Source organism: Lysobacter niastensis (assembly GCF_015453285.1).
Taxonomy (GTDB): Bacteria; Pseudomonadota; Gammaproteobacteria; order Xanthomonadales; family Xanthomonadaceae; genus Lysobacter_J; species Lysobacter_J niastensis.
In genome coordinates this window covers 117,251-142,327 of sequence record NZ_JADLZT010000007.1, presented here as the reverse complement: position 1 = coordinate 142,327, position 25,077 = coordinate 117,251, and the positions used below count along the sequence as shown (strand labels likewise).

The 25,077-nt window shown below is 60.3% G+C and carries 28 protein-coding genes and 1 pseudogene; 23 read left to right on the top strand and 6 right to left on the bottom strand.

All coding sequences use genetic code 11. The features are described 5' to 3' along the window. Positions 1-61 precede the first annotated feature (61 nt). The 5 genes from IU514_RS13630 to IU514_RS13610 all read right to left on the bottom strand — a co-directional run bounded on the left by IU514_RS13630 (position 62) and on the right by IU514_RS13610 (position 3,622). A complete protein-coding gene (locus IU514_RS13630; RefSeq protein ID WP_194931678.1) occupies positions 62-481 on the bottom strand; it encodes an organic hydroperoxide resistance protein in 420 nt (139 codons plus the stop codon). A gap of 170 nt (positions 482-651) precedes the next feature. After that, positions 652-1,413 (bottom strand): HvfC family RiPP maturation protein, encoded by a 762-nt coding sequence (locus IU514_RS13625; protein WP_194931677.1) that lies wholly within the window; start codon positions 1,411-1,413, stop codon positions 652-654. Beyond that, complete coding sequence (locus IU514_RS13620) at positions 1,406-2,269, bottom strand: HvfB family MNIO-type RiPP peptide maturase (protein WP_194931676.1); 864 nt, start codon at positions 2,267-2,269, stop codon at positions 1,406-1,408. Before IU514_RS13620 ends, IU514_RS13625 begins: the two co-directional genes overlap by 8 nt. A gap of 52 nt (positions 2,270-2,321) precedes the next feature. After that, positions 2,322-2,846, bottom strand: coding sequence for an HvfA family oxazolone/thioamide-modified RiPP metallophore (locus IU514_RS13615; protein WP_194931675.1), 525 nt, complete (start codon positions 2,844-2,846; stop codon positions 2,322-2,324). 92 nt (positions 2,847-2,938) lie between these two features. Beyond that, positions 2,939-3,622 carry an HvfX family Cu-binding RiPP maturation protein gene (locus tag IU514_RS13610; RefSeq protein ID WP_324187842.1) on the bottom strand — a complete coding sequence of 228 codons (684 nt, stop codon included), beginning with the start codon at positions 3,620-3,622 and terminating at the stop codon, positions 2,939-2,941. Between the two features lie 277 nt (positions 3,623-3,899). Between IU514_RS13610 and IU514_RS13605 the strand changes: the two genes are divergently transcribed. Both IU514_RS13605 and IU514_RS13600 read left to right on the top strand, forming a co-directional pair. Beyond that, positions 3,900-4,859, top strand: a complete 960-nt coding sequence (locus tag IU514_RS13605; protein WP_194931674.1) for an enoyl-CoA hydratase/isomerase family protein — start codon at positions 3,900-3,902, stop codon at positions 4,857-4,859. Between the two features lie 70 nt (positions 4,860-4,929). After that, the gene (locus tag IU514_RS13600) at positions 4,930-5,589 is read left to right on the top strand and encodes a DsbA family oxidoreductase (RefSeq protein ID WP_194931673.1); all 660 of its coding nucleotides are present in this window, start codon (positions 4,930-4,932) and stop codon (positions 5,587-5,589) included. A gap of 64 nt (positions 5,590-5,653) precedes the next feature. Here IU514_RS13600 and IU514_RS13595 read toward each other — a convergent pair whose 3' ends face one another. Further along, complete coding sequence (locus IU514_RS13595) at positions 5,654-6,661, bottom strand: integron integrase (protein WP_194931672.1); 1,008 nt, start codon at positions 6,659-6,661, stop codon at positions 5,654-5,656. 581 nt (positions 6,662-7,242) lie between these two features. Between IU514_RS13595 and IU514_RS13590 the strand changes: the two genes are divergently transcribed. The 21 genes and pseudogenes from IU514_RS13590 to IU514_RS13490 all read left to right on the top strand — a co-directional run bounded on the left by IU514_RS13590 (position 7,243) and on the right by IU514_RS13490 (position 25,020). Beyond that, positions 7,243-7,671 (top strand): hypothetical protein, encoded by a 429-nt coding sequence (locus IU514_RS13590; RefSeq protein WP_194931666.1) that lies wholly within the window; start codon positions 7,243-7,245, stop codon positions 7,669-7,671. Between the two features lie 2,190 nt (positions 7,672-9,861). Beyond that, positions 9,862-10,230 carry a hypothetical protein gene (locus IU514_RS13585; protein WP_194931671.1) on the top strand — a complete coding sequence of 123 codons (369 nt, stop codon included), beginning with the start codon at positions 9,862-9,864 and terminating at the stop codon, positions 10,228-10,230. Positions 10,231-12,042: 1,812 nt separating this feature from the next. After that, complete coding sequence (locus IU514_RS13580) at positions 12,043-12,393, top strand: hypothetical protein (RefSeq protein WP_194931670.1); 351 nt, start codon at positions 12,043-12,045, stop codon at positions 12,391-12,393. Between the two features lie 17 nt (positions 12,394-12,410). Then, a complete protein-coding gene (locus tag IU514_RS13575; protein ID WP_228760725.1) occupies positions 12,411-12,872 on the top strand; it encodes a hypothetical protein in 462 nt (153 codons plus the stop codon). A 79-nt stretch (positions 12,873-12,951) separates the two neighbouring features. Further along, positions 12,952-13,218, top strand: coding sequence for a hypothetical protein (locus IU514_RS13570; RefSeq protein WP_194931669.1), 267 nt, complete (start codon positions 12,952-12,954; stop codon positions 13,216-13,218). A 111-nt stretch (positions 13,219-13,329) separates the two neighbouring features. Then, positions 13,330-13,662, top strand: coding sequence for a hypothetical protein (locus tag IU514_RS13565; protein WP_194931668.1), 333 nt, complete (start codon positions 13,330-13,332; stop codon positions 13,660-13,662). Between the two features lie 442 nt (positions 13,663-14,104). Next, entirely contained in the window at positions 14,105-14,437 is a 333-nt protein-coding gene (locus IU514_RS13560) for a hypothetical protein (protein WP_194931667.1), read from the top strand. Between the two features lie 393 nt (positions 14,438-14,830). Then, positions 14,831-15,259 (top strand): hypothetical protein, encoded by a 429-nt coding sequence (locus tag IU514_RS13555; protein WP_194931666.1) that lies wholly within the window; start codon positions 14,831-14,833, stop codon positions 15,257-15,259. Positions 15,260-16,052: 793 nt separating this feature from the next. Next, positions 16,053-16,523, top strand: coding sequence for a hypothetical protein (locus tag IU514_RS13550; RefSeq protein WP_194931665.1), 471 nt, complete (start codon positions 16,053-16,055; stop codon positions 16,521-16,523). Positions 16,524-16,580: 57 nt separating this feature from the next. After that, the gene (locus IU514_RS13545; RefSeq protein ID WP_194931664.1) at positions 16,581-16,967 is read left to right on the top strand and encodes a DUF6896 domain-containing protein; all 387 of its coding nucleotides are present in this window, start codon (positions 16,581-16,583) and stop codon (positions 16,965-16,967) included. 573 nt (positions 16,968-17,540) lie between these two features. Beyond that, complete coding sequence (locus tag IU514_RS13540; protein ID WP_194931663.1) at positions 17,541-17,765, top strand: hypothetical protein; 225 nt, start codon at positions 17,541-17,543, stop codon at positions 17,763-17,765. 206 nt (positions 17,766-17,971) lie between these two features. Beyond that, positions 17,972-18,310 carry a hypothetical protein gene (locus IU514_RS13535; protein ID WP_194931662.1) on the top strand — a complete coding sequence of 113 codons (339 nt, stop codon included), beginning with the start codon at positions 17,972-17,974 and terminating at the stop codon, positions 18,308-18,310. Positions 18,311-19,449: 1,139 nt separating this feature from the next. After that, positions 19,450-19,950, top strand: coding sequence for a DUF6790 family protein (locus IU514_RS13530; RefSeq protein WP_194931661.1), 501 nt, complete (start codon positions 19,450-19,452; stop codon positions 19,948-19,950). A gap of 525 nt (positions 19,951-20,475) precedes the next feature. Beyond that, complete coding sequence (locus IU514_RS13525; RefSeq protein ID WP_194931660.1) at positions 20,476-20,634, top strand: hypothetical protein; 159 nt, start codon at positions 20,476-20,478, stop codon at positions 20,632-20,634. A 483-nt stretch (positions 20,635-21,117) separates the two neighbouring features. After that, on the top strand, positions 21,118-21,591 hold the full coding sequence (locus IU514_RS13520; RefSeq protein WP_194931659.1) for a hypothetical protein: 474 nt from the start codon (positions 21,118-21,120) through the stop codon (positions 21,589-21,591). A gap of 60 nt (positions 21,592-21,651) precedes the next feature. Then, positions 21,652-22,008, top strand: a complete 357-nt coding sequence (locus IU514_RS13515; protein ID WP_194931658.1) for a hypothetical protein — start codon at positions 21,652-21,654, stop codon at positions 22,006-22,008. A 79-nt stretch (positions 22,009-22,087) separates the two neighbouring features. Then, a complete protein-coding gene (locus tag IU514_RS13510) occupies positions 22,088-22,612 on the top strand; it encodes a hypothetical protein (RefSeq protein ID WP_194931657.1) in 525 nt (174 codons plus the stop codon). A gap of 531 nt (positions 22,613-23,143) precedes the next feature. Then, positions 23,144-23,434, top strand: a complete 291-nt coding sequence (locus IU514_RS13505; protein WP_194931656.1) for a hypothetical protein — start codon at positions 23,144-23,146, stop codon at positions 23,432-23,434. Positions 23,435-23,472: 38 nt separating this feature from the next. Next, complete coding sequence (locus IU514_RS13500; protein ID WP_194931655.1) at positions 23,473-24,063, top strand: dihydrofolate reductase family protein; 591 nt, start codon at positions 23,473-23,475, stop codon at positions 24,061-24,063. Between the two features lie 64 nt (positions 24,064-24,127). Then, a pseudogene (locus IU514_RS19015) lies at positions 24,128-24,424 on the top strand (hypothetical protein); the annotation flags it as partial. Between the two features lie 275 nt (positions 24,425-24,699). Next, a complete protein-coding gene (locus IU514_RS13490; RefSeq protein WP_194931653.1) occupies positions 24,700-25,020 on the top strand; it encodes a hypothetical protein in 321 nt (106 codons plus the stop codon). The last annotated feature ends 57 nt before the right edge of the window (positions 25,021-25,077 follow it).

Genomic DNA, 25,077 nt, shown 5'->3' with positions numbered 1-25,077 from the left:
GTCACGGATGCGGAACCGGATGGCCTGCCCAAGGGGCCGGGCAGGCCGATCCGTGGGTGCGTCAGACCAGGTTGATCTCGACGTCGATGTTGCCGCGCGTGGCCTTGGAGTACGGGCAGTTCGCATGCGCGAAGTCGACCAGCTGCCGGGCGGTGTCGCGGTCGATGCCGGGCAGGCTGACGTTGAGGCGCGCGCCGAGGAAGTAGCCGCCTTCACCCTGGCCCAGATCCACCTCGGCATCGACGGCGGTGTCGGCCGGGAGCTTGACCTTCAGGCTCTGCGCGCCGAAGCCCAGTGCGCCGATGAAGCAGGCCGACCAGCCCGCCGCGAACAGCTGCTCCGGGTTGGTACCGGGGCGTGAGGTGCCGGGCGTCGACAGCTTGATATCCAGCTGCGCGTCCGAGCTGCGCGACTGGCCTTCGCGGCCGCCGGTGGTGTGGGTCTTGCCGGTGTAAATGACCTGTTCGATCTGGTTGATCATGGTGGTTACCTTCGATGCTTGGGGGAGGAGGCTCTCGGCCTGGAGGCCAGGGCCATCGGGTGGGGGAACATCCGACGCCGCGCAGTCTTTCAAGGTGATGTGCGGCGGATATGTCCCGGAATCGCCGTTGTGCAACGTTGTGTCGTTGCCGACCGTGCGGATACAAACCGTTACAAAGTGCCGGCAGCGGTCTCGTTCAACGTGCCGAGCACGACGCGCTGTGTGCGTAGTTCTTCCAGCAGCGCCAAGCCGTGGGCGTGGATGGTGTCGGCGTCACCGCCGGCTTCCTGCGCCAGCGCGGCCAGGTGCTCCCGGCCAGTGCGCGGCTCCGATGAGATCGACTCCAGCAACCGGTAGGCGAGGGGCGTGATCTGCGAGAACCGAACGCGAGCCTCGGCGTCCCGATGCACCAGCAGCAGCGTGGGCTGCTCCGACATCACCGCCGGGATCGTGCCGGGACCGATGGTGGTGACCTGCCAGCGGTATCCCAGTGGAAGCGCGAGTGACGACAGCACCGGGATGCCGTCGAGCAGGTCGCCATCGGCGTCGTGCGCGGGGTCATGCGCATCCATCAGGTCGAGGTGCAGTTCCACCCACTCGTAATGCGCCAGTTCCGGCACCCACGGCGGCGTGTCGTCGCCGGCGTGCTGCTGCAGGAAGCCGACGAACTCCTCGGCGATCCGCGTGAACAGCGGCGTCTGGCTGCGGTAGTCGGCGTAGAACGAACGCACCAGGGCCAGCCATTGCGCCTTGGGGAGCGTCTGGCGGATGACCGGGAACGTGCCCGACAGCAGGCTTTCGAGGGAGTGGAAGAACAGCTCGCGGTAGATCTTCAGGCGTCGCTCGTCGATGCCCGGCGGTGGCGGGTGGCGGCCGGGGTCGCGCAGGTGGCGGGCCAGCACGTACTGCTGTTCGCGCAGCGTGTCAGCCATGCGCCTTCTCCAGCGCCTTTGCCGGATGCGAAGCCGCAACGAGCTGCATGTCGCGGATGCGGTTCGTCTCCAGCAGCAGTTCATGGATCGGCGGCAGGTTGAAGTCGCGCTCTAGCAGCGTCGGGCGGACGCCGAAGCGCTGGTAGGCGCTGTCGAGAAGCGCCCACACGTCGTCCTTGACCGGCGCGCCATGGGTGTCGACCTTCAGATCCTCCGCCTCATCGAAGTGTCCGGCGATGTGGTACGAGGCGATGCGGTTGCCGGGCAGCCGCGAAAGGAATTGCTGCGCGTCGTAGCGGTGATTGATCGCATTGACGTACAGGTTGTTGACGTCCAGCAGCAGGTCGCAATCGGCCTCGTCCAGCACGGCAGTGACGAAATCGATCTCGCTCAGTGCCTGATAGGGCGCGGCGTAGTAGGAGACGTTCTCCACGGCAATCCTGCGTCCGAGCACGTCCTGCACCTGCCGGATCCGGCCTGCGACGTGCCGGATGGCTTCGTCGGTGAATGGAATCGGCATCAGGTCGTACAGTTGCCCGTCGTCCGAGGCGTAGCTCAGGTGCTCGCTGTACAACTCGATGCCGTGCCGGTCGAGCAGTTCGCGCGTGCCGGCCAGAAGTTGCATGTCGAGCGGTTCGGGCCCACCCAGCGACAACGAGAGACCGTGGGCGCTGATCGGGAACCGCGAGGACAGCGTCGCCAGGTTTTCGCCGAGGCGGCCGCCGACGCCGATCCAGTTGTCGGGCGCGAGCTCGAGGAAATCGACCGCCATGTCGTCCATCGCCAGCAGCGAGGAGAGCATGCCGCGTCGCAGGCCGAGGCCGGCAGTTGTGACAGTGGAACCTATCTTGCGCATGACTGAATCTCGGTGCGCGCCCCCCGGCCGGGCCGAGGGGCGCATGGGAGGATCATTCCGGGAAGGCGGCGAAACGGCCGATCGGAATCTTCTTGCCGTTGGCCTCGAAGCGCCCCTTCGTGTACTCGTAGGCCTCGCGCTCGGAGATGTAGCCGTCGCGGTCGGCGTCCTTGGCGGTCCAGCCATCGCCGCTCGGAACCACGTTGAGGTACTCGGCCTTCGACACGCGGCCGTCATCGTTCGTGTCGGTCTTGTTGAAGCGGGCATCGCCACACTGACCTTCGCCGCACTTGCCTTCGGCGGTCTTCTTCGCGGCCGTCGTGCCTTCGGCGGCGCCACACTTGCCTTCACCACACTTGCCCTCTGCGGACTTCGCGGCGGACTTCGTGGCCGTGCCTTCGGCGGCACCGCACTTGCCTTCACCGCACTTGCCTTCGCCGGCGGCGTGGCTGGCGCCGAGCATGTAGCCCTGCGAAAGCGGCTGCATTGCGAAGGCCGAACCGCTGAGCACCAGCCCGGCGAGGGCGACGCCGATCAGGCCGAAGGTGGACTTGTTCTGGGGGTTGTTACGGGACATGGGTCTTGCTCCAGTGGGGGGCGCAGGATTGCGCGAAGGTCGTGCCGCGGATGCGGCCCGGTTGTAGAAAGAAAGGGGTTCAGTGCGCTGTTTCAGCGCAGTGCGGTCGCGGGGCGGGCAAAGACTCGGGGCGCTGTGCGACGCATGCCGTTTGCGACCAGCGCCACGCCCAGCACCGTCAGCGCGCCACCCACCCAGGGCAGCAACACCGTCAGCGGCAGTGCGAGGGCGGCAAGCACCAGGCCCCAGGTCATCGGACCGGTACGGCCGGGCGTGACCACCTCCGGCGAAGCGAATGTGCGGACCAGGTGATCGAGGCTGAAGCGCCCGCCACCGCCGAGGATCAGCGGAAGCAGCATCACCAGATAGATCAACGGAAGCTTGTAGTTGCCGAAGCCGTCATTGGTGATGGCATAGCCCTGCCACAGTTCGGCCACGCTGGACCACTCGGACGGCCAGTGCACGGCGTAGATGGCGACGATGGTCAGCACCCACAGCGAGAACGCCGCGTAGCGCGTGCCGAGACCCAGCAGCAATGCAATGCCGCCTGCCAGTTCGAACCACGTCGCAAGCGTCCAGTTCACGTTCGCGCCGAGCAGCGAGAACGGCAACGGAAAGCGGCCGTCGAGGTCGGCGAACCAGTTCTCGCCGTGGAGCTTTTCGCGTCCGGCTTCGAAGAACTCCCAGGCCAGCAATGCACGCAATGCCAGAGGCGCAATCCACTGGCCCACGACATCTACGCGTGACATCAGCGGTTGGTTGAGTTCGGCTTTCACGGAAACGCTCCTAGGCAATGGGTGCCTTGTTTTGGAGCGTGCATTCCAAGCCTGGCAGGTGTCGGCAACGTGTCCGGCGCAATGCGTTTTTGTCAGCGAACCGCACGGCGGGCACTGCCGGATACATGGCGATACAAACCGCAACGGCCGGAGGACCGCGGCCTGGCGAGGGCTGTGTTTATTGCAGAACGGGGAAGAGTGGCTGCCGGACAACGGCTATTCAGTTCGCTCCGGGCGGCGCGCACGATTTGTCCACCTTCCCGTTGGACCTTCCCCCATGAAACCGCATCTGCTCGCCACGGCCCTCGTCGCCGCCGGTATCGCCTTCACTGCTCCCGCGTACGCCCAGCACGCCACGTCGGCGCCGAGCGCCAGCAAGCCCCAGTCCGCTACATCCGCCAAGGACCAGGTCAGGCTGACGCGCGTCACCCCCGAGTACTGGCGCGTCACGTTCCACAACCCGCCGTACAACATCTACGGCCCGAACACGATGCCGCAGTTGAACAAGGTCGTCGTCGCCATCGAGAACGATCCGAACGTGAAAGTGGTCGTGTTCGACAGCGACGTGCCGGACTTCTTCCTGACGCACTACGACTTCGTCCCGCCACTGACCGATACGACGAGCCTGCCGAACGGCCCGACCGGTCTTCCGCCGCTGCCGGACATGCTGGTGCGGTTGAGCAGGGCGCCAGTCGTATCAATCGCATCGATCCGCGGCCGCGCCACCGGCGTCGGCAGCGAACTCGCCCTGGCCAGCGACATGCGGTTTGCCAGCCGCGAGAAGGCCGTGTTGTCGCAGTGGGAGATCGGCGCAGCGCTCGTGCCTGGCGGTGGCCCGATGGCCCGGTTGCCGCGCCTGATGGGCCGCGGCCGCGCGCTGGAGGTGCTGCTGACCGGCAACGACATCAACGGCGAACTGGCCGAGCGCTACGGCTACGTCAACCGCGCGCTGCCCGATGCCGAGCTTGATGCGTTCGTCGATGCGATGGCGCGCCGGATCGCGAAGTTCGACAAGCAGTCGATCGCCGACATCAAGCGACTGGTCGACGCCAACAGCCTGCCGTCGAACCAGGAGATCGGCGCGGAGTGGGAGGGCTTCATCGGCTCGGTGAAGCGCCCTGCGGCGCAGCAGCGCATCAAGCAGCTGATGGAGCTTGGCCTGCAGACCAACCCGGAGGCCGAGAAGCATCTGGCCGACTACACCGGAAAGCTGGGCGAGAGCACGTCCTCCAAGTAAGCGCTCCATCGCAACGCGGGGTCGGGCGCGCTGCCCGGCCCCTCATCCGACAAGCAAGAGGATCCAACCCGTGAACACGCAACACAGCCGTGCCCTGCACCTGCAGGTAGTCGCCGACGTCATCTGTCCCTGGTGCTTCGTCGGCAAGCGCAGCCTCGACCAGGCATTGGACGTCCTGGCGGGGCAGGGTATCGAAGTCGATGTCGAATGGCTGCCGTACCAGCTCAACCCCACCCTGCCGGAGCAGGGCATGGAAAGGAAGGCATTCCGCACCCAGCGCTTCGGCTGGGAGAACTCATTGGCGATGGACGCGCGCGCCGTGGAGGCAGGAAGCAAGGTCGGCGCCGAGTTCCGGTACGACCGCCAGTCACGCACGCCGAACACCGTCGCGGCGCACAGCCTGGTGCGGCTGGCGCGTGTCGAAGGCGGCGCCGTCCTCCAGGACGGTGTGGTCGATGCCTTGTTCGTCGCCTATTTCACCGACGGTGCGGACATCGGCGACCATGCCGTGCTCGAGCGCATCGCCGTGGAGGCCGGCATGCGGCCCGGCGCGGTGTCCCGGGCGCTGGAGCATCGGAGCGACGTCCTGCGGTTCGAAGACAGCGTCCGCGCAACGGGATTGAACAGCGTGCCGAGCTACATCGTCGATGGCCAGTTGCTGTTCAGTGGATCGACTTCGGTCGATGGCTACGTGCGCGCGCTGTCCGATGCGGCGAAACGCGCGGCCTGACATGTAGTGCTGGAACGGCTCTGGCAGTTGGAAGGCCTGCGGCGACGCGGGCCTTCCCTTGTGCTCAGCGATCGAGCGGACTCACGACACCACCGGGCCCGCGATTCAACACATGGGTATAGATCTGCGTGGTCGTCAGGTCCTTGTGACCGAGCAGCTCCTGGATCGTGCGGATGTCGGCACCGGCTTCGAGCAGATGGGTGGCGAAGCTGTGGCGCAGGGTGTGCGGCGTGACGGGTTTCGCGATACCGGCCGCGCGCGCTGCCGCGGATACCGCCCGTTGCAGCACTTTCTCATCGATATGATGGCGGCGCTCGGTGCCGTCGCGAGGATCGATGCTGCGCCGCGCCGCCGGAAACAGGTACTGCCAGCCCAGCAGCGAGGGTGCGTTCGGGTACTTCCGCGCCAACGCCGACGGGAGCGATACCGCACCGAAACCGGCAGCGAGGTCGGCCTCGTGCAGCACCCTCACGTTGTCCATCTGCCGAAGCAACGCATCACGAAGACTCGCGGGCAGCACGGTCTTGCGGTCCTTGGCGCCCTTCCCCTCGCGAACGGTGATCTCGTTGCGCGCCAGGTCCACATCCTTGATGCGCAGCCGGAGACACTCCATCAGCCGCAACCCGCTTCCGTACAGCAGGCTCGCCATCAGCCATTCGCGCCCGGCCAGGCGGCGCAGCACGAGCGTGGCTTCCCCGCGGGCCAGCACCACGGGCAGGCGCCGCGCGCGCTTGGCGCGGATCACGTTCTCCATCCACGGAAGCTTGATGTGCAGCACTTCGCGATACAGGAACAGCAGGGCCGACAGCGCCTGGTTCTGCGTGCTCGGCGCAACATGGTCCCGAGTTGCCAGGCGGGTCAGGAATGCCTCGACCGCCGCCCCGTCAAGTGTGCGAGGGTGCTTCCGGCCGTTGTCGTGGATAAACCGGCGAATCCAATACAGGTAGACCTTCTCGGTCCGCAAGCTGTAGTGCTTGAGCCGGATCCGCGCGCGAACTTCGTCGAAAAGCCGCGGGGGCGAACCGCCCGCACCCTGCACAGTTATCGGGGTCTCTCCGCCGTCATATGCCATATCGGGGTCTCGCCGCCTTCAATCGCGACGACTATCCCCACCAAGGCACACCCATGCCGTAAGCCAAACCCGCGTCTTCGTTAGGATTACCCCGTTTGACGGCCCCCAACCCAATCGACAAACTCCGTCCATCACCCCAGGTTGGGGTCTACTAGTAGTTAGCGCTCATGGATAGAAAGCCGCCACTGCCACTAGCCCTGACGTCGCTTGGGTATCTCGCCTTTGAACTCTGGCGGCTCGTCACGGCACCTAGCATGCCCCTTGCCGTCCGATTTTGCCTAGCTAGCATTCTTATTGTCTTTCTTCTGCGAGGCAGTTCGGTCGCTGCTGGCATCTGGCTAATCTGCAACCTGCTCGGGGCATTGGTTGCTGCCGCTGGCGCCTTCGGTGCTGCTAGGATCGCCCCGGCAGGTGCCGGACTGCTTGCACTGCTCACGGTCGCCCTTCTGGCAAACTGCGGATACCTCTTCTTCAATTCTGCGGTTCGCAACTTTCAGCGCGGAGGGGCGTCGGCTTGAGCGCTAACAATTCATTCAAGGGGAAGCCGCTTCGCGGCTCCCCTTAATTCAGGCGTTAGCGCTATGGACGCAGCATCTCTGGCTCTCGTGGTTCTTGGAAGCATTGCTGTTTTGGCAATCGCCGCGCTTCCGGCTTGGATTGCCTGGCTGGTCGCTTGGGGATCCCATTTGCCTGCCCATACACGCCGCTCTTTTATGCTCGTTTGCCTGCTGCTTTCTTTTGGCCTTCTCACACTCACAGGCGGCCTCTTGCTCCCTCTCGAAATGGCAGCATTCTGGATCGCGCCGGAACTTCATGTCGCCGGACATGAGACCGCTGCATCCACCATCGCCTTCGCATCGGAGCACGGTGTTCCGGTGGCCTGCTTAGTTGTTGGGGCGGCTGCATCGGTAATCGTTCCACTCAAGCTACGCAGATCCTGGCCGGATGTGCTGTCGGCCATCAGCGCTAACAATTCATTCAAGGGGAAGCCGCTTCGCGGCTCCCCTTAATTCAGGCGTTAGGCGCTGTAGAAGCTGGCTGTAGTGGGTCGTCACAATCGGCAAGCGCCTCGGCTTCGGTTGCCACCGCTCTTCGGCAAGTCGATCACCGTTCCATTGGCTTTGGCGGACGCATGTTGCGCGCACAAACATCCCAACGTTGCCTGTGTCACTTCGGTCAGTTAGCAGCTTCGGACGGTGCGCGCCGGCACTGTCTTCGGACAGGTCTGTAGAAGCGCGGGCTTCGGTGACTTACCCGCTGGGCGTACGTCGGGCGCGCCCGACCATTCCGGCTCCGTCGGCAGGGTGTACCGGCGCCGATCTTTCCTGGGTTACCCTCGCGCCTAACAATTCATTCAAGGGGAAGCCGCTTCGCGGCTCCCCTTAATTCAGGCGTTAGGTTGCGGGGGCAGCTTGATGGCTCGGAATCAGAAACGTGCGCTCGGACAGGCGTTCACCGCGATTGGCGTGTGTCTCGCTTGTCTGTGTGCGTATCCGATGAGTCTCCTGTTCCTGTCGCCCGAACGGGATCCGTATGGGATCGTGTGCGGGCTGCTGCAGCTCTGGTTATTCTGGGCCTTCCTTGCTTTGTTCTTGGGCTACTTTTGCTGTACCTCAGCCGATCACCCTCCCGCTCCGATAGCCGGCATGACTAAGATCTGTCCAGTTGCATCGCCCCCATGGGTTCTCGGGCCGCAACCTAACAATTCATTCAAGGGGAAGCCGCTTCGCGGCTCCCCTTAATTCAGGCGTTATGCCCCTAAGGAAGTTTCTCGCATGCTGAGTCTTGATAGTTCGCGATGGGGTGAGCTTCAGCATGCTTATGGCTCCGCTTCGGACACTCCTCGTCTGCTACGCCAGCTTCAATCTCTGCCGGACGCTGTTGGGGAGTCGGAGCCTTGGTTCACTCTGTGGAGTTCCTTAGCGCACCAAGGAGACGTGTATTCCGCTTCATTTGCGGCCGTTCCGCACGTTGTGAATGCCCTTGCCTCTCGGCCGGAAAGTGCCGGCTCCACGTACTTCCAATTCCCTGCCTGGGTCGAGATCTGTCGGCATCGCCTAGGCATGTCCGTGCCGGCAGATCTAGAGCAGCCTTACTTCGCAGCTCTGAGCCAACTGCCCGCATTGGCAGCGGCGGCCGCAACTCGCCCTTGGGACGGAGGTATGGTTGCCTGTGTTCTGGCGGCCATCGCAGCGGCCAAAGGAGATCCCACAGTGGCTGAGGCGGCGCTAGAGTTGTCTCCTGACGGTGCCGCCTCCTATCTGCAGTGGTTAGCGGATCAGTAGGGGCATAACAATTCATTCAAGGGGAAGCCGCTTCGCGGCTCCCCTTAATTCAGGCGTTAGATGGCAATGCAGCAGTCCCTCATCCGAAAGCGTCGGCGTCAGAGGCACATGATGCGATTCATGGGCTTCATGTTCGCTCTAGTTGGCACACTCCTATTCGTGTCAGGGATATTTCTCTTACTAGACCCAGCGGCGACCATTAGCTGCAACGGTGTTACAACCACTTCTCCAGGCTGCAAGAGGTCTTTTGCGTCTTTCGGCGCAATCTTCGGCGGACTTGGCTTCGCCATGCTCTTTGCTAAGAGCCGTTGGCTTGACACATTCTTTGTGTGGGGCGAGAGCGCACGATCATTGCTGCATTGGCCATGGAGCAGCCGACGGTGAGCCAGTTGCCATCTAACAATTTATTCAAGGGGAAGCCGCTTCGCGGCTCCCCTTAATTCAGGCGTTAGCCATCAGATGATCCTTGAAGCATTCATGGAAAAGCTAAGGGAACAACTTCCGGGTGTCGTCTGGAGCCTGGCTTCTGACGCGGCACCTACGGTTGTCTTCCCAGCTATCTCCGAGGATTTCGGCGACATAGACGTAACGGAGCAAGACGGTGAACTTACTGTCAACTTTGGTCGATTCACTCATAGCCACTTCTGTTGCTATGACAACGAACTAACAGAGGCTCAGAAAGCGGATTTGATCGCAGCGGACACGGTGTCTTGCCTTGCGGACGTGTTTGCGGATCGCCTTGAGTTTTATGGCAGTCACTCCGGTATCGGGGGATTCCGCAGGCGCGGAACGCAGGGCGCGCTATCCAGGCTGATCGTCGGTAGGGAATCCCGCGTGTGGTCTGGCCGAGATGGCTAACAATTCATTCAAGCCGAAGCCGCTTCGCGGCTCGGCTTAATTCAGGCGTTAGGCCCCATGCCAAAGATCATCGTCAGCGTTTGGATCTATCTTTGCGGTCTCATCGGAGCCGCGGTCACTGGCGGCTTGCTCTCCCAAGTTCTTTCCGCCTTCCCGCCAAGCCAAGTCGAGGCATATGGGCCGGTCGTGCCGGGTGTGGCGCGAACCTGGTCGGCCTTGCTGCCCGGCGCCCCGACTGTGCTTTGGCTCAGTGCAACGGCTTCGGTCGCAGCGGGCATCTACCTGTTGCGTTCGCGTCGCCCGCTCGAGACGCGGCTCTTCTCAGCCGCGGTTATTGCAGCCCTCAATCTGTTTCTGTCCATGTTCTTCACCGGCGCACTGCTGTTGGCGCACTTTTACTTGCCCAAGGTCGCAAATGGGGCCTAACAATTCATTCAAGGGGAAGCCGCTTCGCGGCTCCCCTTAATTCAGGCGTTAGGCCGCTATGACACGACACAGAGTCTTGGCCGTCATTGTTGCGTTGCTATCGGCCGGCTGGATCGCCCCGCTACTTCTTGGTGTAGATGCGTATCTTTCGTTCTGGCAGGTCGAAGGATGGCCGCTGTTGCGGGGAGGACGCCCTCTGAACTCATTCCCGTTCCTGACATTCTCCAGTCAGTGCGTTCGGGTGGCGCTCGTTTGGCTCGGGTTTGTTGTATTTTCCTGGTCATACGTGGGCTGTACCGCTCTTGCTCATCGGCGCGCGGCCTAACAATTCATTCAAGGGGAAGCCGCTTCGCGGCTCCCCTTAATTCAGGCGTTATGCAACACGGTTGGGGGAGTCGTGCCTGAGAATCCATACGCTGCACCAAGCTCTGGGCCGGGCAAGGTCAGGCTGTACTCTCCGATCCAGGTGGCGTTCGGGGCCGTTCTCGGTGGGCCTGTTGGCTTGGTGTACTTCCTAAGCGAGAACTTCTCAGCACTGGGTCGCGAGCGGTTGAGTAGAAGGTTGCTGCTGCTAAGTGCTGCCCTAGTCTTGTTGCTCGCGCTGCTGAACCGATCACTTCGTGCTCCTGAGCTGCTTGTATACCTCACGTGCTTTGTGGTCGGATTTCTAGTGACAGCGAAGTATCAATTGACCCGCAGACAAATCACTGCTTCCGACAATTACGTGCTCCAGTCAAGCTTGCGCATGCTTGGCCTAAGCTTCGTGTGCTGCATGGTGTCTTATGTGGTTGTTTACGCTCTGCTCAAAGTCATGGCGTACTTCTGGGGCTAAACTCAGGGTGTCGCCTAACAATTCATTCAAGGGGAAGCCGCTTCGCGGCTCCCCTTAATTCAGGCGTTAGGCCACATGGTTAAGGTCATTGCATTCTTAATGCTATGTACGCTGTCCTGGCCAGCGCTAGCCCATCGAGATCGCATGCTTCCAATAAGGGCGGATGGAACGCTCGACGTGCTTCCTGCTAAGTACGGCCCAGCAAAAGTCCATGTAGGTCGCTATCCGGATAACCCAAGCACGGTCACGAGTGTCGAGCTATCCTCGCCGCGATTCCGTGTAAAGCTCAATCCATGCATCGTGGATAGGCTCACTGGAATTACTGAGGTCAAGGCCAGTGGTTCCTGGTATCACGACCTAAGCCGCATGCCGCCTTACGTGACCCTTACCTTCTACACCGGCAAGTCCAATCCAGCCGGCGGGCAAGATGAGTATTTGTCGGTGACCTTCTCCCTGATAGACGGCAGCATTCTGAGTGGACTGCGGACCTGGGACCCATGGTGGGGCGCTTGGCGGGGTGAAGTGATCAATCCCGCGGACAAATGCTCGGGTTGGGCGCAAGTCGGCTTGTGGTCTAACAATTCATTCAAGCCGAAGCCGCTTCGCGGCTCGGCTTAATTCAGGCGTTAGACCGGTTGGAGACCTCATGAGCAAGGCTGAAAGCACTTGTCCATTCAAGGTCGGGGACCGAGTTCGCTTCACGCCATCCGAGAGGACTCGCGGGCTATACCAAGACATCGAGCGCTTCGGTATAAGGCCAGGTGAGGAACTGCCCGTTGCGGAGGTTCGTGAGGGTTGTTACCTCTACTTCGCGGGCGGCGTTGGGGGCTGGCCTTGGTCCGAGTTCACTCGTACAAGCTGACAGACTGGAGCCCTCCGTCAATGGGCTACCGGTCTAACAATTCATTCAAGCCGAACCCGCTTCGCGGGTCGGCTTAATTCAGGCGTTAGAGCCCTCGGCAATATCTATGGAGCGTGCAGTGGATGAGATCAGGGTCACACGCGAATCAGTCTGCGCCGCAGATGATCAAACCATGCCACTTGAACTAACGCTCCCCATCTCTAGCAAAGAGACCTTCGGCAGTGTCATGGAGCGGATAGCGAAATCCGCTTTTCTCCAGTTCTCATCTACATACACCTGCGCCAGCGGGTTTGTGGCTGGAGAGCCAGTTGCTCGGGTATTGGCCAACTTCAAATCTGGCCAAGAAGCCGAATGCATTGCTCCGGCGGAGGCTCCCGCCTGCCAAGTCATTCCGGGCGGGTTGCTTGAGTTCCGCTGGGCGGGCTCTAACAATTCATTCAAGCCGAACCCGCTTCGCGGGTCGGCTTAATTCAGGCGTTAGGCGGCATGGAAAGTGAGCTGCACTCGTGGAAGCAAAAAGGCGTCATATCGCTGTGGCGGTATACCGAGAACCCCAAAGCCTTCGGTGGCTGGCATCTATCGGCCAACGACGCTGGCATTGAGTCGTTGCTGGAGCTATTGAGAGTTCTCCAGTCCGCCCCGGGGTCTCATCGCACAATCACTATCACCCAGCCGTCCACACGCCTACTGCAAGTGCCTAACTTCCAGCAGGGGCGTGCCAAGTGGGTAGCGCCCTCCAAGCTACAGTTGCAGGTGTCACCAGACGCCCTGGCCTGGGATTTCCCCGAGGGACTTGAGCCGGCGCAGTTCACGGTTGGGACGTCGTATCTGCCGGCGCTGATCCACGGCTTGGAGGGCATTCCCCGCGGTGAAGGCGACTATGCAATCGGCAGCAGCGTGCGGGGCAAGTTGCGTCTTTGCTTCTGGTGGTGGCTAGATGCCGCCTAACAATTCATTCAAGGGGAAGCCGCTTCGCGGCTCCCCTTAATTCAGGCGTTAGGCCGCGTAAGTGGTTCCACAGGCACAGATGCATATAGCAACTTCGCTCTATATCGTTGGCCTCTTGGTCGGCTTTTGGATTTTCGCCAAGCTGTCAAAACGAACTCTCACTCCCGGCGCCATGCTTGCGACGTATCTACTCTTTCCTATGGCGGCGCTCGGCCCTGCCATACTGGTGCGGTGGAACATCTCGGAAGGCACCGCAGTGGATGGCGCCTTCTCATTGATCTACTTCGTCGCCTTCATGTCCTGGCTTTTTGTGTTGGGCTACCGGCAAGAGAAGCGGCGAAAATAGGGTGGGGTAATCTCTAGGCCGGCTGGGCACTCGGCGCCGCGGCCTAACAATTCATTCAAGGGGAAGCCGCTTCGCGGCTCCCCTTAATTCAGGCGTTAGGGCGCACAAGCGATGTCACAAGCTCTCGGACTAGTTTTCCTTGTGTTCGCCTGCACAGTCCCCGTCTATTTGCATGCGTTCTTTCGGCTCTACGGAATCATCAAGGCCGAAAAGCCGGAATGGGTGAAAGTGCGCGGCTCTCTCAGCTTCTTTTACGACGGATTGTCGCGTGCCGGCGACCCGAATGTTCAAGTCGAGATCCTTCGCATTGCGTTTGGTCCTCGGGCACGTGAGCTTCAAGCGCCAATGGCTGCGTCTTACGTCAAGCGCATACGGATCTTGCTGCCCACCGGACTCGCGCTCTTTGCCTTAGTCTTAGTCGGGGCCATCGTCGGTGCGCCCTAACAATTCATTCAAGGGGAAGCCGCTTCGCGGCTCCCCTTAATTCAGGCGTTAGGCGCTATAGAAGCTGGCTGTAGTTGGTTCCCGCAATCGGCAGACGCCTCGGCTTCGGTCGTCGCTTCTTTCGGTAAGTCGGTCGCCATTTCATTGGCTTCGGTTAGTGTGTGGCGCGCGCTCAGGCAACCCACGTTGGGTTCGTCACCTCGGTGAGTACGCGGCTTCGGACGGTGCGCGCCGGCACTGTCTTCGGACAGGTCGGAAAAGCGCGGGCTTCGGCGGGTTGGCTACGGAACGTTCGTCGGGCGCGCCCGGCCGTCTGGTCTTCGGCTGCGGGGTAGGGCGTTCCGGCGCCGATCTTTCCTGGGTTACCCTCGCGCCTAACAATTCGTTCAAGCGGAATCCGCTTCGCGGCTCCGCTTAACTCAGGCGTTAGGGCGCACAAGCAATGTCACTAGCTCTCGGACTAGCCTTCCTTTTGTTCGCCTGCACAGTTCCCGTCTATTTGCATGCGTTCTTTCGCCTCTACGGAATCGTCAAGGCCGAGAAGCCAGAATGGGTGCAAGTGCGCGGCTCCCTCAGCTTCTTTTACGACGGTCTGTCGCGTGCCGGCGACCCGAATGTGCAGGTCGAGATCCTTCGCATTGCGTTTGGTCCTCGGGTACGTGAGCTGCGAGCGCCAATGGCTGCGTCTTACGCCAAGCGCATACGCATCTTGCTGCCTATCGGCCTGGTTCTCTTTACCTTAGTCTTGGCCGGGGCCATCTTCGGTGCGCCCTAACAATTCATTCAAGCCGAAGCCGCTTCGCGGCTCGGCTTAATTCAGGCGTTAGGCGGCAATGGCGAATGAACCTTCAGCGGTTAGTGAGCGAGTAAGCAATCTCGCGATCTGCTTTGCTCTCGCCAGGGCAATCCCGCTCATAGTTCTAATCACGTTCGTGGCGAAGTGGCTAAGGGCCGAGTCCGCCTTCGTGTCGGCGCTGCCATCTTTAGTCTTTCAAACGGGTTACTTGTTGCTCGTACTCGGTGGCGTCAAGCTGACAGCGGGCAAGACCCTCGCTAGTGTGGCTAGGGAGTCCAGTGGTGGCAGCTAAGCGTCGCTCGCGGGTGCCGCCTAACAATTCATTCAAGGGGAAGCCGCTTCGCGGCTCCCCTTAATTCAGGCGTTAGCGCTATGGACGCAGCATCTCTGGCTCTCGTGGTTCTTGGAAGCATTGCTGTTTTGGCAATCGCCGCGCTTCCGGCTTGGATTGCCTGGCTGGTCGCTTGGGGATCCCATTTGCCTGCCCATACACGCCGCTCTTTTATGCTCGTTTGCCTGCTGCTTTCTTTTGGCCTTCTCACACTCACAGGCGGCCTCTTGCTCCCTCTCGAAATGGCAGCATTCTGGATCGCGCCGGAACTTCATGTCGCCGGACATGAGACCGCTGCATCCACCATCGCCTTCGCATCGGAGCACGGTGTTCCGGTGGCCTGCTTAGTTGTTGGGGCGGCTGCATCGGTAATCGTTCCACTCAAGCTACGCAGATCCTGGCCGGATGTGCTGTCGGCCATCAGCGCTAACAATTCATTCAAGGGGAAGCCGCTTCGCGGCTCCCCTTAATTCAGGCGTTAGGCGCTGTAAAAGCTGGCTGTAGTGGGCTCCCGCAATCGGCAGGTGCCTCGGCTTCGGTGGTCGCTGCTCTTCGGTAAAGCGGTCGCCGTTTCATTGGCTTCGGTTGGTGTGCGGCGCGCGCTCACGCATCCCAACGTTGCGTGTGTCACTTCGGTCGGTACGCGGCTTCGGACGGTGCGCGCCGGCACTGTCTTCGGACAGGTCTGGAAGAGCGCGGGCTTCGGTGGGCTTGGCCGTTGAGCGTTCGTCGGGCGCGCCCGGCCGTCCGGTCTTCGTCGGTTCGGGAGGTGTGCCGGCGCCGATCTTCCTGGGTTACCCTCGCGCCTAACAATTCGTTCAAGCGGAAGCCGCTTCGCGGCTCCGCTTAACTCAGGCGTTAGATGGCAATGCAGCAGTCCCTCATCCGAAAGCGTCGGCGTCAGAGGCACATGATGCGATTCATGGGCTTCATGTTCGCTCTAGTTGGCACACTCCTATTCGTGTCAGGGATATTTCTCTTACTAGACCCAGCGGCGACCATTAGCTGCAACGGTGTTACAACCACTTCTCCAGGCTGCAAGAGGTCTTTTGCGTCTTTCGGCGCAATCTTCGGCGGACTTGGCTTCGCCATGCTCTTTGCTAAGAGCCGTTGGCTTGACACATTCTTTGTGTGGGGCGAGAGCGCACGATCATTGCTGCATTGGCCATGGAGCAGCCGACGGTGAGCCAGTTGCCATCTAACAATTCATTCAAGGGGAAGCCGCTTCGCGGCTCCCCTTAATTCAGGCGTTAGGCACTGCCAGTGAATATTCCCGAGAGCATGAAAGAAGAGCTTGGCCGTTGGAACAACGGCAGAGGCATCGATTTGGAGGGCTGGACAAGCTGTATGGGCAGCTACCCGCTTGCCGTGGGCTATCTGACAGTGTTCTGGCCGGAGTTTGTGGAGCACAACGGCTATATCCTCCGCAAAGGCTTCTCTGAGCAATCCCTCCGTGGCTTCGAAAGCCAGAGCGGCGCGACCCGCAAATCCGTGGAGTGGGTCATGAACCACCTCCACATCGTCGACATCCATTGCGGAGACCGTGATGCACTCACAGAGGACAAGGTAGTGGTGCTCGGGCGAGCTCTTAAGGAGATCTACCAAGCTAAGCTTGCCTGGCAATTCCCGAACTCCCCTTGCATCGTTGAGCTCTACGAGCCAGAGGCTGGTGGTGAGATTCTCGACTACGAGATTTCGTTCTGGCAGGCGCGGCATGAGTCGGTCAGCGCCTAACAATTCATTCAAGGGGAAGCCGCTTCGCGGCTCCCCTTAATTCAGGCGTTAGGCACCATGACCGATTCGCACATCGAGCTCATCAGACAAGCCATCCCACTCTGGTACGCCAATGTGGCCTGGGCCAACGAGCTTCTCGTTCGCGCGTTCGGCCTGGCGGAACCCCAAGACATCCTTAGCGGCGAGCGCCGCCACTTTCAGGCCATTCCGAGCACCTGCTGGTTTGTTCGGCCACACGGAGTTGGCGTAGACATATTCAAGTCGCCCGACGTCGGCGGCATCGACTTTGACTTCGATAAGCCGGACCCGGATGAGTGGCGCTTGGCACTGTTCATTGAGCGCCAGGTCAACGACGGCCAGTTGTCATATGCCGCCTTCCGGGATCTGATAGACGATGAGCAGCTCCTCAGGCAGGCAGTTTCGGCGGCTCTCAATGGGGCCTAACAATTCATTCAAGCCGAAGCCGCTTCGCGGCTCGGCTTAATTCAGGCGTTAGGCGGCATGAAACGACTCGGCATCCTACTTCTCTTGGTTCCGTCTCTGGCGCTCGCGCGAGAAGGTGCTGTCCCTGAGAAAGAAATTTCGCTGGGTGGCGTGGAGATTGGGGACTCACCCAGCGCAGTCATTGCGCATCTCGGCCAGCCACGCCGCAAAGTGGAATCGTCAGATTTCCTCAACCTTCACTATGAATACCCGCACGTGCGTGTCTCGTTCAGTGATGGAGTCGTGGCTGGGCTCTACTCAGACAATCCAAAGGGATGCACGCCAACACATCTTTGCCCGGGAGACTCCTTGGACAAGATGCGCTCCTTGTACGGGTCGCCGCTTGTCGCGGATCGGGAGTCGGGACGCTTCTATGAGTACTATGGTGGCGACGCTACTTGCTGGCTTCAGATTTCGGCCAAGGGCAAGCGAGTCGCATCGGTTAACGTGGCGTGCCAGCCTTGACGCTGCCGCCTAACAATTCGTTCAAGCCGATGCCGCTTCGCGGCACGGCTTAACTCAGGCGTTAGGCCCATGAGAAAGCTTGCGAGTGCTTTGCTGGTCGCTTTGCTCACTGGTTGCGCCAGCGCCGCCGGGCACAACATCGACTTTGAGGCCACATCAGCCCGCCTGTATGTGGAGGGGGCTAATGGCAAGATCGTGGCGCCATTCGCGGGGGAGATCGTGGATGTTGATGGCATCGGCCTAGGTCGCGAGGCGATACGTCTAGCGCCTGGTAAAGAACTTCATTCGGCATAGTTGCCCATCCCTCCCTACTGGCATTCTTTCAGCTTCGGACTGGGCCCCGTCAATCCAGTACAACTTTGAGGCGGGGCACAAGTACGTACTTCGCTGCGTCAACGGCGGGCTTGTTATCGCTCCGCATGAGGGCTAATGGGCCTAACAATTCATTCAAGCCGAAGCCGCTTCGCGGCTCGGCTTAATTCAGGCGTTAGAGGGCACTGATGATTCGTCTCGGCGTTGCCTTCCTCATAGGTTCGCTTGTCCTCCTGGTCATTAACGCAGTGGCATTGGGTCCTACCTACATACCGGGGTTCCCCAAAGTCGCGGACAGAGCCTTCGAGCTGCTGTACATGATCCTCCCTGTGGGCACACCGGAAGTCCCCATGGTTGCGGACAGAACCTTGGATGTCCTCTACATGCTTCTCCCGGGTCTTGTTGGTGGTTGCATACTAAGATCAAAGGGCGCACTTGTAGGCGCTCTGATAGGTCTGACGGGCGCGACCATTACCCTCATTGATGCCTATCTTTTCTACGGAGATCTAAAGCGGCATCGACTTTGACTTTGATAAGCCGGACCCGGATGAGTGGCGCTTGGCACTGTTCATTGAGCGCCAGGTCAACGACGGCCAGTTGTCATATGCCGCCTTCCGGGATCTGATAGACGATGAGCAGCTCCTCAGGCAGGCAGTTTCGGCGGCTCTCAATGGGGCCTAACAATTCATTCAAGCCGAAGCCGCTTCGCGGCTCGGCTTAATTCAGGCGTTAGAGCGCATTGGAGGCGGCATGGAGAGGCCAAAGTTCAAAACGCTTGCTCTCGCCCAAGCTCTCATCGCACTTGCTTGCGCTGCTGGCTGGTTCCTCGTCAGGACCCAGGCTTGGCTTGCGATTCCTCCGCCGCCCCATGCAGACCTGTACGCTCATACGTGGGGGTTTGAGCTCGTGATATTTGTGGTGGTCTGGCTTCCGGCAGTTCTGATCGGTGTTGCTGCCGTACTGAGCGTCGAGTATCTAATGCTCAGGGCATATCAAGCATGGGGCGCCGGTCGCAACCGGCATGCGCTCTAACAATTCATTCAAGCCGAAGCCGCTTCGCGGCTCGGCTTAGTTCAGGCGTTAGGGCGCATGAGAGACATCTTCGCCATCTTGTTGCTTGCCCTCTGTGCCTGTAGCCGCCCAGTAGATGCGCCGCCTCCTCTATTGCCAGCTTTTGATGGCTTTAGATGCCCGAACCTTCCCAGCGACTCCGGCTATTCGGTGCAGGGACGAATAGGTCCCGACTACACAATTTGCACTCTGACTCCACTCCGGCAGGGACTTCTTCCTGCCGAGATCCGCGTTGGTGGACATTGGTCGTTACCGGACAACAGTCGCTTTGCCGGCTTTTCAAGAACCCCAATCGGCCACGTGGCCTGGTTCTATGGTGTCGGAGACAACTCGGTGAGTGAGCGCATGGCATTTCTGCCAACGGGATTGGACCGCCCCTCGGATGTGCTGTTGGTCATTTTCGGCGGCAGCGTGCATGAGGCTACGCGGCAGCGTGAAACGTTACTCGCGGCGGTAGTGCGCGCTAGCATGCGCCCTAACAATTCATTCAAGCCGAAGCCGCTTCGCGGCTCGGCTTAATTCAGGCGTTAGGCCGCGGAAGATTACTTTCGCAATCTGCAGCCCACTATCAACGTCATTCATGGAGAGAGACGCAATGTGGTTCGCACAGCTCATCGTTAGTCTGATAGCCGCTGCAATACATGTCCGCCTGCGTCCGACCGGGTCCAGGGCCGCCTCGGCGGAACTGGTCCTTGTGTACCTGCTAGCTGGATATTGCGGTTTCGCGCAGATCATTCGCGCCTTCGCCATTCTGGTGAAAGGGGCGCCTCTTATGGCGCATGTCCAGTTCACCCCAGGTGATCCGGCTGTGATGTGGCTGGCTTTCTTCAGCCTCGGCTGCGGCGTTATCGGTGCGCTCTCCATCTGGAAGCGTGGCGACTTTCTGCTCGCCCCGGTTGTGGCGTGGTCCATCTTCTGGACAGGCACTACCTTTGCCCACCTCCGCATGGATGAGTGGCATGGCATCACCAACTCTTGGCTCGGTGTGGCTTGGGCGTTCGCCACGCACGGTCTCATTGCCGTCCTGCTTGTCGCGTTCTACTCGCTCTCCGTCAGGCGGCCGTCTGTTGCCTCGGGGCAGGCCGCCGCGGCCTAACAATTCATCAAGGGGAAGCCGCTTCGCGGCTCCCCTTAGTTCAGGCGTTAGAGGTAGTGACAGTGGATCGTGACCTGACGTTTTCGTTCTTGGTCGGACTTGCTGCCATCTGCCTGGCATCGGCGACCTTTCTCTTCGTGGCGCCCGCCAACTACTCGGTAAGTGGGCACTTCCTAGCGGCCTTCTATGCGGTAGGGCTGACTCTTTCCGTGACGTCCGTAGTGTGGAGCCTCATTGGCAGGTTCCGTCCAGTGCTGCGGACCCTCAGTGTGCTGGCCCTGCTCGGCCACGTCGTGCTCGTAGCCCTACCGCTTGCCCTACTTGCCTTGTCTGGCATGCCTTCTCAAGACTAGCCTCTAACAAGCCGAAGCCGCTTCCCGGCTCCCCTTAATTCAGGCGTTAGACCGCATGTCGGATAACCCGTACTCAGCACCCGAGAGCCACATACCAGGTGAAAGGTCCCGTCGGATTCGTCCTCTCTGGCGCTGGTGCAGTGCGGTTGCGTCTCTGGCTGGACTGGCCCTGATGTATGTCAACTATCAGGTAGCCAGATCAATCAACGGGTACTACTTTCAGGAGTCCCGCGTGCCACTTGGCGGCTTGGATATTCTCGCGGCTCTGGTCGTGGTCTATCTTTTGCTCGTGGCAGTATTCGGCCGCTGGCGGCTGTTCCTCCGGGCATGAGCAACTTGTCTTCGGCAACTGGGTTACGGCCTAACAGTTCATTCAAGCCGAAGCCGCTTGGCGGCTCGGCTTAGTCAGGCGTCAGGTGGTGATGGGGGTCGCATGGCAGACCAAGAGAACGACGTTCTACTCGTCATCGCCAAGGTCGAGATATCACTTAATCCCTCGGCCATGGCCGATAGTCCTGGCTTCAGGACAGGAGTGCGGCCGAATCACTGGATACCTGGGCGCCACGACACATACATTGGCCAACTCGATTTCACTGACCGTGAATGGCTGCGGCCTGGGGACACATGTGATGCCATTGGTCGCTTCCTTGTGCCCCCGCGCGATCTGGATCTGTTTGCTCCTGGTTTCGCGTGGCACATCTGCGAGGCAAACCGGATCGTTGGGTTCGGCCGGGTGTTGTCGCTGGTCAGCACCTAACAGTTCATTCAATCCGAAGCCGCTTCGCGGCTCCCCTCAATTCAGGCGTTAGCGCCCATGAAGACGATCGCGCTTGCACTGTTGCTTCTGCTGTCAGGAGTTTCGGCACCTGAGGTCTATGAAGGCTCACTCGAGCCCACAACCGCCAAGCGTGACTACCGGACAATCGAGTTCATGTCGGCGGGTCCAAGCGACTCTCTGTCTTCGCGCGGTGACACAGAGGGACTGTCTCCGGCCACTCCGCAGGAGAGAATCCTGCGCGTAGTGGTCTATCGCTCAGAGATCTATCAGGACCTCGTCGTCGAAACACTAACAACAGGACTGGAGGGCTGCTGTATCAAACTAGTCTCGACCGGTCGCATAGACCTAGCATCTTTCGCGAGGCACTTTGAGTTGAAGGGAGAGATATCTGGCTTTGCATTCAAGGGTTGGTCCTCACCTCATTCGTTCACTTTCACCTACAAAGACCAGTCTTTCCACGCCACGGTATTTGACAGCGGCGCTATCACCATAGAACGAGGTGGGCGCTAACAATTCATTCAAGGTGAGGCCTCATCGCGGCTCCCCTTGATTAAGGCGTTAGGAACGTGGATGAGCCTAAAGATCGCTTTAGCACTTGCACTCGTGGCCGGCGCCGCAACGGAACCGGAGCTATGCTCAGGCGTCGAGAGCAAGATCGAGCCGGACATGCAGATTCTCGAATCGGATCTCAATCGGGCAGAAGCGGCTTCCGCTGCGGACAAGCTCAGAGGAATGATCGGTAGAGGGGAGCTGAGTGGTGAGTTCCACTTCGGAGCCTTGAACCAGCTAAGGATCATTCAAGGTCATATGCTCCTCCAACAAGCTCATTCTGACCGCATGGAGTTCGGGCCGAGCTCGACTGAGGCGGGAGACTCGACCAAGGCGCTGTGCACTTGGCTCGGCAAAGAGGGCTTCTGGTATGACTAGCTTTCGGCGGGCGGTGCTTAACAACTTCATTCAAGCCGAAGTCTCTTCGCGGCTCCCCTTGATTCAGGTGTTAGCCGTCATGAGAATTCCACTTGCCACTGCAATTCTCACATTCGCCATTGGATCGGCCTCCGCTGAGCACATGATTGCGTTGGTGCAGCCTAAGACGACTTCGCTCATGCTTGCCAAGATAGAGCGGAAGAACGATCTGTTTGCGGAGTACAAGGGCCAGGTACAAATCACTGGAACGCTCGTAGCCGAGTGGGTTGGCGGCAAAGACAACCTGAACTACCAGGAGCCCGACTATTCGCTCGTACCTGATTTGGCATCAGCTCGGCGACTTCCCCATTTCTCAGGTTACGCGGTTCAATTCATCGAGCTAAGGAATGGCCTTGCCGGACTGGAGTTGGCCGCGGGCAAGCGCAAGGCAGACCAGCTGATGAAACGGCAGATCACCTTGGTAAAGGTAACTGGATCGTTTGTGGTTCAAGAGTATGTAGTCGGCGTTGAGTGCGATGCAGCATGGGCGAAGGCCTCGCTTGTTTCGGCGCACGTTCCAGAGCGCGAGTCGGCGGCCGCAGTCCAACCAATCGAGCGTTGTTAGTAGCGAATGACGGGTAACAGTTCCTCAAGGGGAAGCCGCTTCGCGGCTCGGCTGAATTCAGGCGTTGGCTGCCTATGAAGCTTCCAATCACACTGATACTCCTTCCAGCTGCCGTCTGCCTCGCAATCCCGGCCTGGGGCATTGCACGGGAGTGGATGTGGGAGCTGGAGCACTCTCCACAGGACGGTGATCGCATCCAACCCTCTCCGGGACCGTACATTGCTCAAGTTCGTGCGCTCTCCGAGGGAGATGTCGTAGCCCCCTATGGGCAGGGCGTTTTCCTGCGTCACCGACGGAGACCACATTGGTCGACCTCCACCCTCGTGTTCGCCGGGTACTGCAAGCCGGAGGTGAAACTGGTGTGGCGGTCCGCACGGGAGCTTGCGATAAAGTGCAAGATCGCCGAGGGAACTCCGAAGCTGTTGTCCGTCCCCAAAGGCATCGTTGTAACAGTCGGCGCTGGCGGCAGCTAACAATTCCTTTCAAGCCGAAGTCGCTACACGGCCCGGCTTAGTGCAGGCGTTAGAACTCATGAAGCAACTTTCCTGGTTGGTTGTTCCAGTTGCGGCGCTCGGGAGCGCTCTCGTCGTTGCTGCTACGTTGCTTCATTACGCCCAGGCGCATCGGCAAGGCGACCCCGGCGGCTACCTTTCAATCGGCCTGGGTGCGATCTGTGTTGGACTGCTGGCCGGCGTGGGCGTGTTTCTGGTGGCCTCCCCTCGGTGGCGCGCCATTTCTGTCGCTTTCGGGGTCGCGCTTGTTACCTCACTCGCCACTTGCGGGTTGCTGCTGGCTACACTCATCCGGGCTTTCGGCAGCTAGGGTCGAGGCCCGACGATTGATTCAAGCCGAGCCTGCTCATGAGAAAGCTCAAGATCATCGAACACATCTCGTTGGACGGTGTGATCCAGCACTCGTCCGATGATGGCGATTTCCCCTACAGCGACTGGACCGCGCCCTATCGGACCCCCGCGGGGCGGGACGCGGTGATGGCCGCGCACGGCGAGAGTTTCGATCTGCTGCTTGGCCGTCGCACCTACGATATCTGGTCGGGCTTCTGGCCAAAGGCGCCGAGCAGTCCGATGGCGGACCGCCTCAATGCGGCGACGAAGTATGTCGCTACCCACCGTCCGGAAAGTCTCGGATGGGGCCCGTTCGAGGGTCTCGGCCCGGACATCGTCGAGAGCGTTCGCCGCATCAAGGCGCAGGGCGACCGGAACCTTATCCTCTCGGGCAGCTCCACACTGACGTCGATGTTGCTCGAGCATGGCCTTGCGGATGAAGTTGTGCTGATCGTCTCGCCAGTCCTGTTGGGCACGGGGAAGCGCTTCTTCGCGGAGGGAACCCCGGCGTGCGCATTCGAGCTCATCAGCACGCACGCAACGCCGTCGGGCGTAATCCTCAATACGTACAAAGCTGCAGGCCCCTTGAAGACTGCGAGCCTCACGTGAGGCCTGGCAGACCATTCAAGCCGACGGCGCCCAGAAGCCGGGCTTAACTCAGACGCTCACCCTCATGAAGCTCATCGCAGAAAAGCTCGGAAAGAGTGACAAGCTTGACCGCCTGCGGTTTGTCCGGGCGGATGGAAGTGAAACCCGCTGCCCTATGCCGCGCCAAGGTACCCTGCCACATGACCTCGTTCACTACGTCGTCGAATCGGCGCTGCCACTAAAGCACGGCTTCCTTGGCCTCGTGGCAGCCGGCTCCGAAGCGAGCTTCATCATGCAGGCCGTCCATGACCCCGCGAATCCGGCCCTGGAAACGGAGGCTGTCCAAGCTGAGGCCATCGTGGAGGCGCTGCAAACTCAACTGTGGGGTGGCACCTTTGACCGTGCATCCTTCCTCGAGGCGGTTCAACTAGCCACCATCTCACGCGACAAACCCGTTTTTGAGTTCGTTGGCCTTGACCCTGAGGCCTTGTATAGCCGGGCCTTGTGCCTGATGGAGCAATGGAGTCAGGTGCCTTTCCATCAGAGCATGGAGCTCGCGTTTGTCGCGGGTGATGGCTGACAGTTCATTCAATTCATTCAAGCGAAAGCCGGCTTCGTGCCTCGGCTCGGTTCAAGCGCTAGGACTACAATCACACGATGGAATATCAACTTGTCATCAAGTTCTGGCGGAAGTCTCTGGAGAACGAGGAGTTCCTCGCGACGATTGAGGGTGAGTTGAAGGGGGCGCTGGGCCAGACGGTCGAGCTCGAGGGCTATGATGTGAGCCCCAAGGAGATCAACCTGTTCATGCTCACGTCCGATCCACGCCACTCGTTTCGACGAGCCCGGGATGTCCTGGAAAGATTGGGTGTTGTGAACGGCGTTTCCGCTGCCTTCCGCTTGACTGGCGGCGCAAAATTCACCGCGATATGGCCGTTACGTAGCACGCGGAAATTCACGCTTCCCGGTGCTGGCTAGGCAGGCCGATTCATTCAAGCCGAAGCCGCATGACGGCTCCCTATAGTCCAGGCGTTA

What these genes read in the sequence shown, in the direction of transcription:
- IU514_RS13535 (WP_194931662.1), top strand. Translation starts at nt 17,972, where the DNA reads ATGATTCGTCTCGGCGTTGCCTTCCTCATAGGTTCGCTTGTCCTCCTG.
- IU514_RS13505 (WP_194931656.1), top strand. Translation starts at nt 23,144, where the DNA reads ATGAAGCAACTTTCCTGGTTGGTTGTTCCAGTTGCGGCGCTCGGGAGC.
- IU514_RS13540 (WP_194931663.1), top strand. Translation starts at nt 17,541, where the DNA reads ATGAGAAAGCTTGCGAGTGCTTTGCTGGTCGCTTTGCTCACTGGTTGC.
- IU514_RS13490 (WP_194931653.1), top strand. Translation starts at nt 24,700, where the DNA reads ATGGAATATCAACTTGTCATCAAGTTCTGGCGGAAGTCTCTGGAGAAC.
- IU514_RS13530 (WP_194931661.1), top strand. Translation starts at nt 19,450, where the DNA reads ATGTGGTTCGCACAGCTCATCGTTAGTCTGATAGCCGCTGCAATACAT.
- IU514_RS13545 (WP_194931664.1), top strand. Translation starts at nt 16,581, where the DNA reads ATGACCGATTCGCACATCGAGCTCATCAGACAAGCCATCCCACTCTGG.
- IU514_RS13570 (WP_194931669.1), top strand. Translation starts at nt 12,952, where the DNA reads ATGCATATAGCAACTTCGCTCTATATCGTTGGCCTCTTGGTCGGCTTT.
- IU514_RS13590 (WP_194931666.1), top strand. Translation starts at nt 7,243, where the DNA reads ATGGACGCAGCATCTCTGGCTCTCGTGGTTCTTGGAAGCATTGCTGTT.
- IU514_RS13500 (WP_194931655.1), top strand. Translation starts at nt 23,473, where the DNA reads ATGAGAAAGCTCAAGATCATCGAACACATCTCGTTGGACGGTGTGATC.
- IU514_RS13565 (WP_194931668.1), top strand. Translation starts at nt 13,330, where the DNA reads ATGTCACAAGCTCTCGGACTAGTTTTCCTTGTGTTCGCCTGCACAGTC.
- IU514_RS13525 (WP_194931660.1), top strand. Translation starts at nt 20,476, where the DNA reads ATGTATGTCAACTATCAGGTAGCCAGATCAATCAACGGGTACTACTTT.
- IU514_RS13630 (WP_194931678.1), bottom strand. Translation starts at nt 481, where the DNA reads ATGATCAACCAGATCGAACAGGTCATTTACACCGGCAAGACCCACACC.
- IU514_RS13585 (WP_194931671.1), top strand. Translation starts at nt 9,862, where the DNA reads ATGCCAAAGATCATCGTCAGCGTTTGGATCTATCTTTGCGGTCTCATC.
- IU514_RS13620 (WP_194931676.1), bottom strand. Translation starts at nt 2,269, where the DNA reads ATGCGCAAGATAGGTTCCACTGTCACAACTGCCGGCCTCGGCCTGCGA.
- IU514_RS13625 (WP_194931677.1), bottom strand. Translation starts at nt 1,413, where the DNA reads ATGGCTGACACGCTGCGCGAACAGCAGTACGTGCTGGCCCGCCACCTG.
- IU514_RS13615 (WP_194931675.1), bottom strand. Translation starts at nt 2,846, where the DNA reads ATGTCCCGTAACAACCCCCAGAACAAGTCCACCTTCGGCCTGATCGGC.
- IU514_RS13555 (WP_194931666.1), top strand. Translation starts at nt 14,831, where the DNA reads ATGGACGCAGCATCTCTGGCTCTCGTGGTTCTTGGAAGCATTGCTGTT.
- IU514_RS13520 (WP_194931659.1), top strand. Translation starts at nt 21,118, where the DNA reads ATGAAGACGATCGCGCTTGCACTGTTGCTTCTGCTGTCAGGAGTTTCG.
- IU514_RS13605 (WP_194931674.1), top strand. Translation starts at nt 3,900, where the DNA reads ATGAAACCGCATCTGCTCGCCACGGCCCTCGTCGCCGCCGGTATCGCC.
- IU514_RS13510 (WP_194931657.1), top strand. Translation starts at nt 22,088, where the DNA reads ATGAGAATTCCACTTGCCACTGCAATTCTCACATTCGCCATTGGATCG.
- IU514_RS13560 (WP_194931667.1), top strand. Translation starts at nt 14,105, where the DNA reads ATGTCACTAGCTCTCGGACTAGCCTTCCTTTTGTTCGCCTGCACAGTT.
- IU514_RS13595 (WP_194931672.1), bottom strand. Translation starts at nt 6,661, where the DNA reads ATGGCATATGACGGCGGAGAGACCCCGATAACTGTGCAGGGTGCGGGC.
- IU514_RS13515 (WP_194931658.1), top strand. Translation starts at nt 21,652, where the DNA reads ATGAGCCTAAAGATCGCTTTAGCACTTGCACTCGTGGCCGGCGCCGCA.
- IU514_RS13575 (WP_228760725.1), top strand. Translation starts at nt 12,411, where the DNA reads ATGGAAAGTGAGCTGCACTCGTGGAAGCAAAAAGGCGTCATATCGCTG.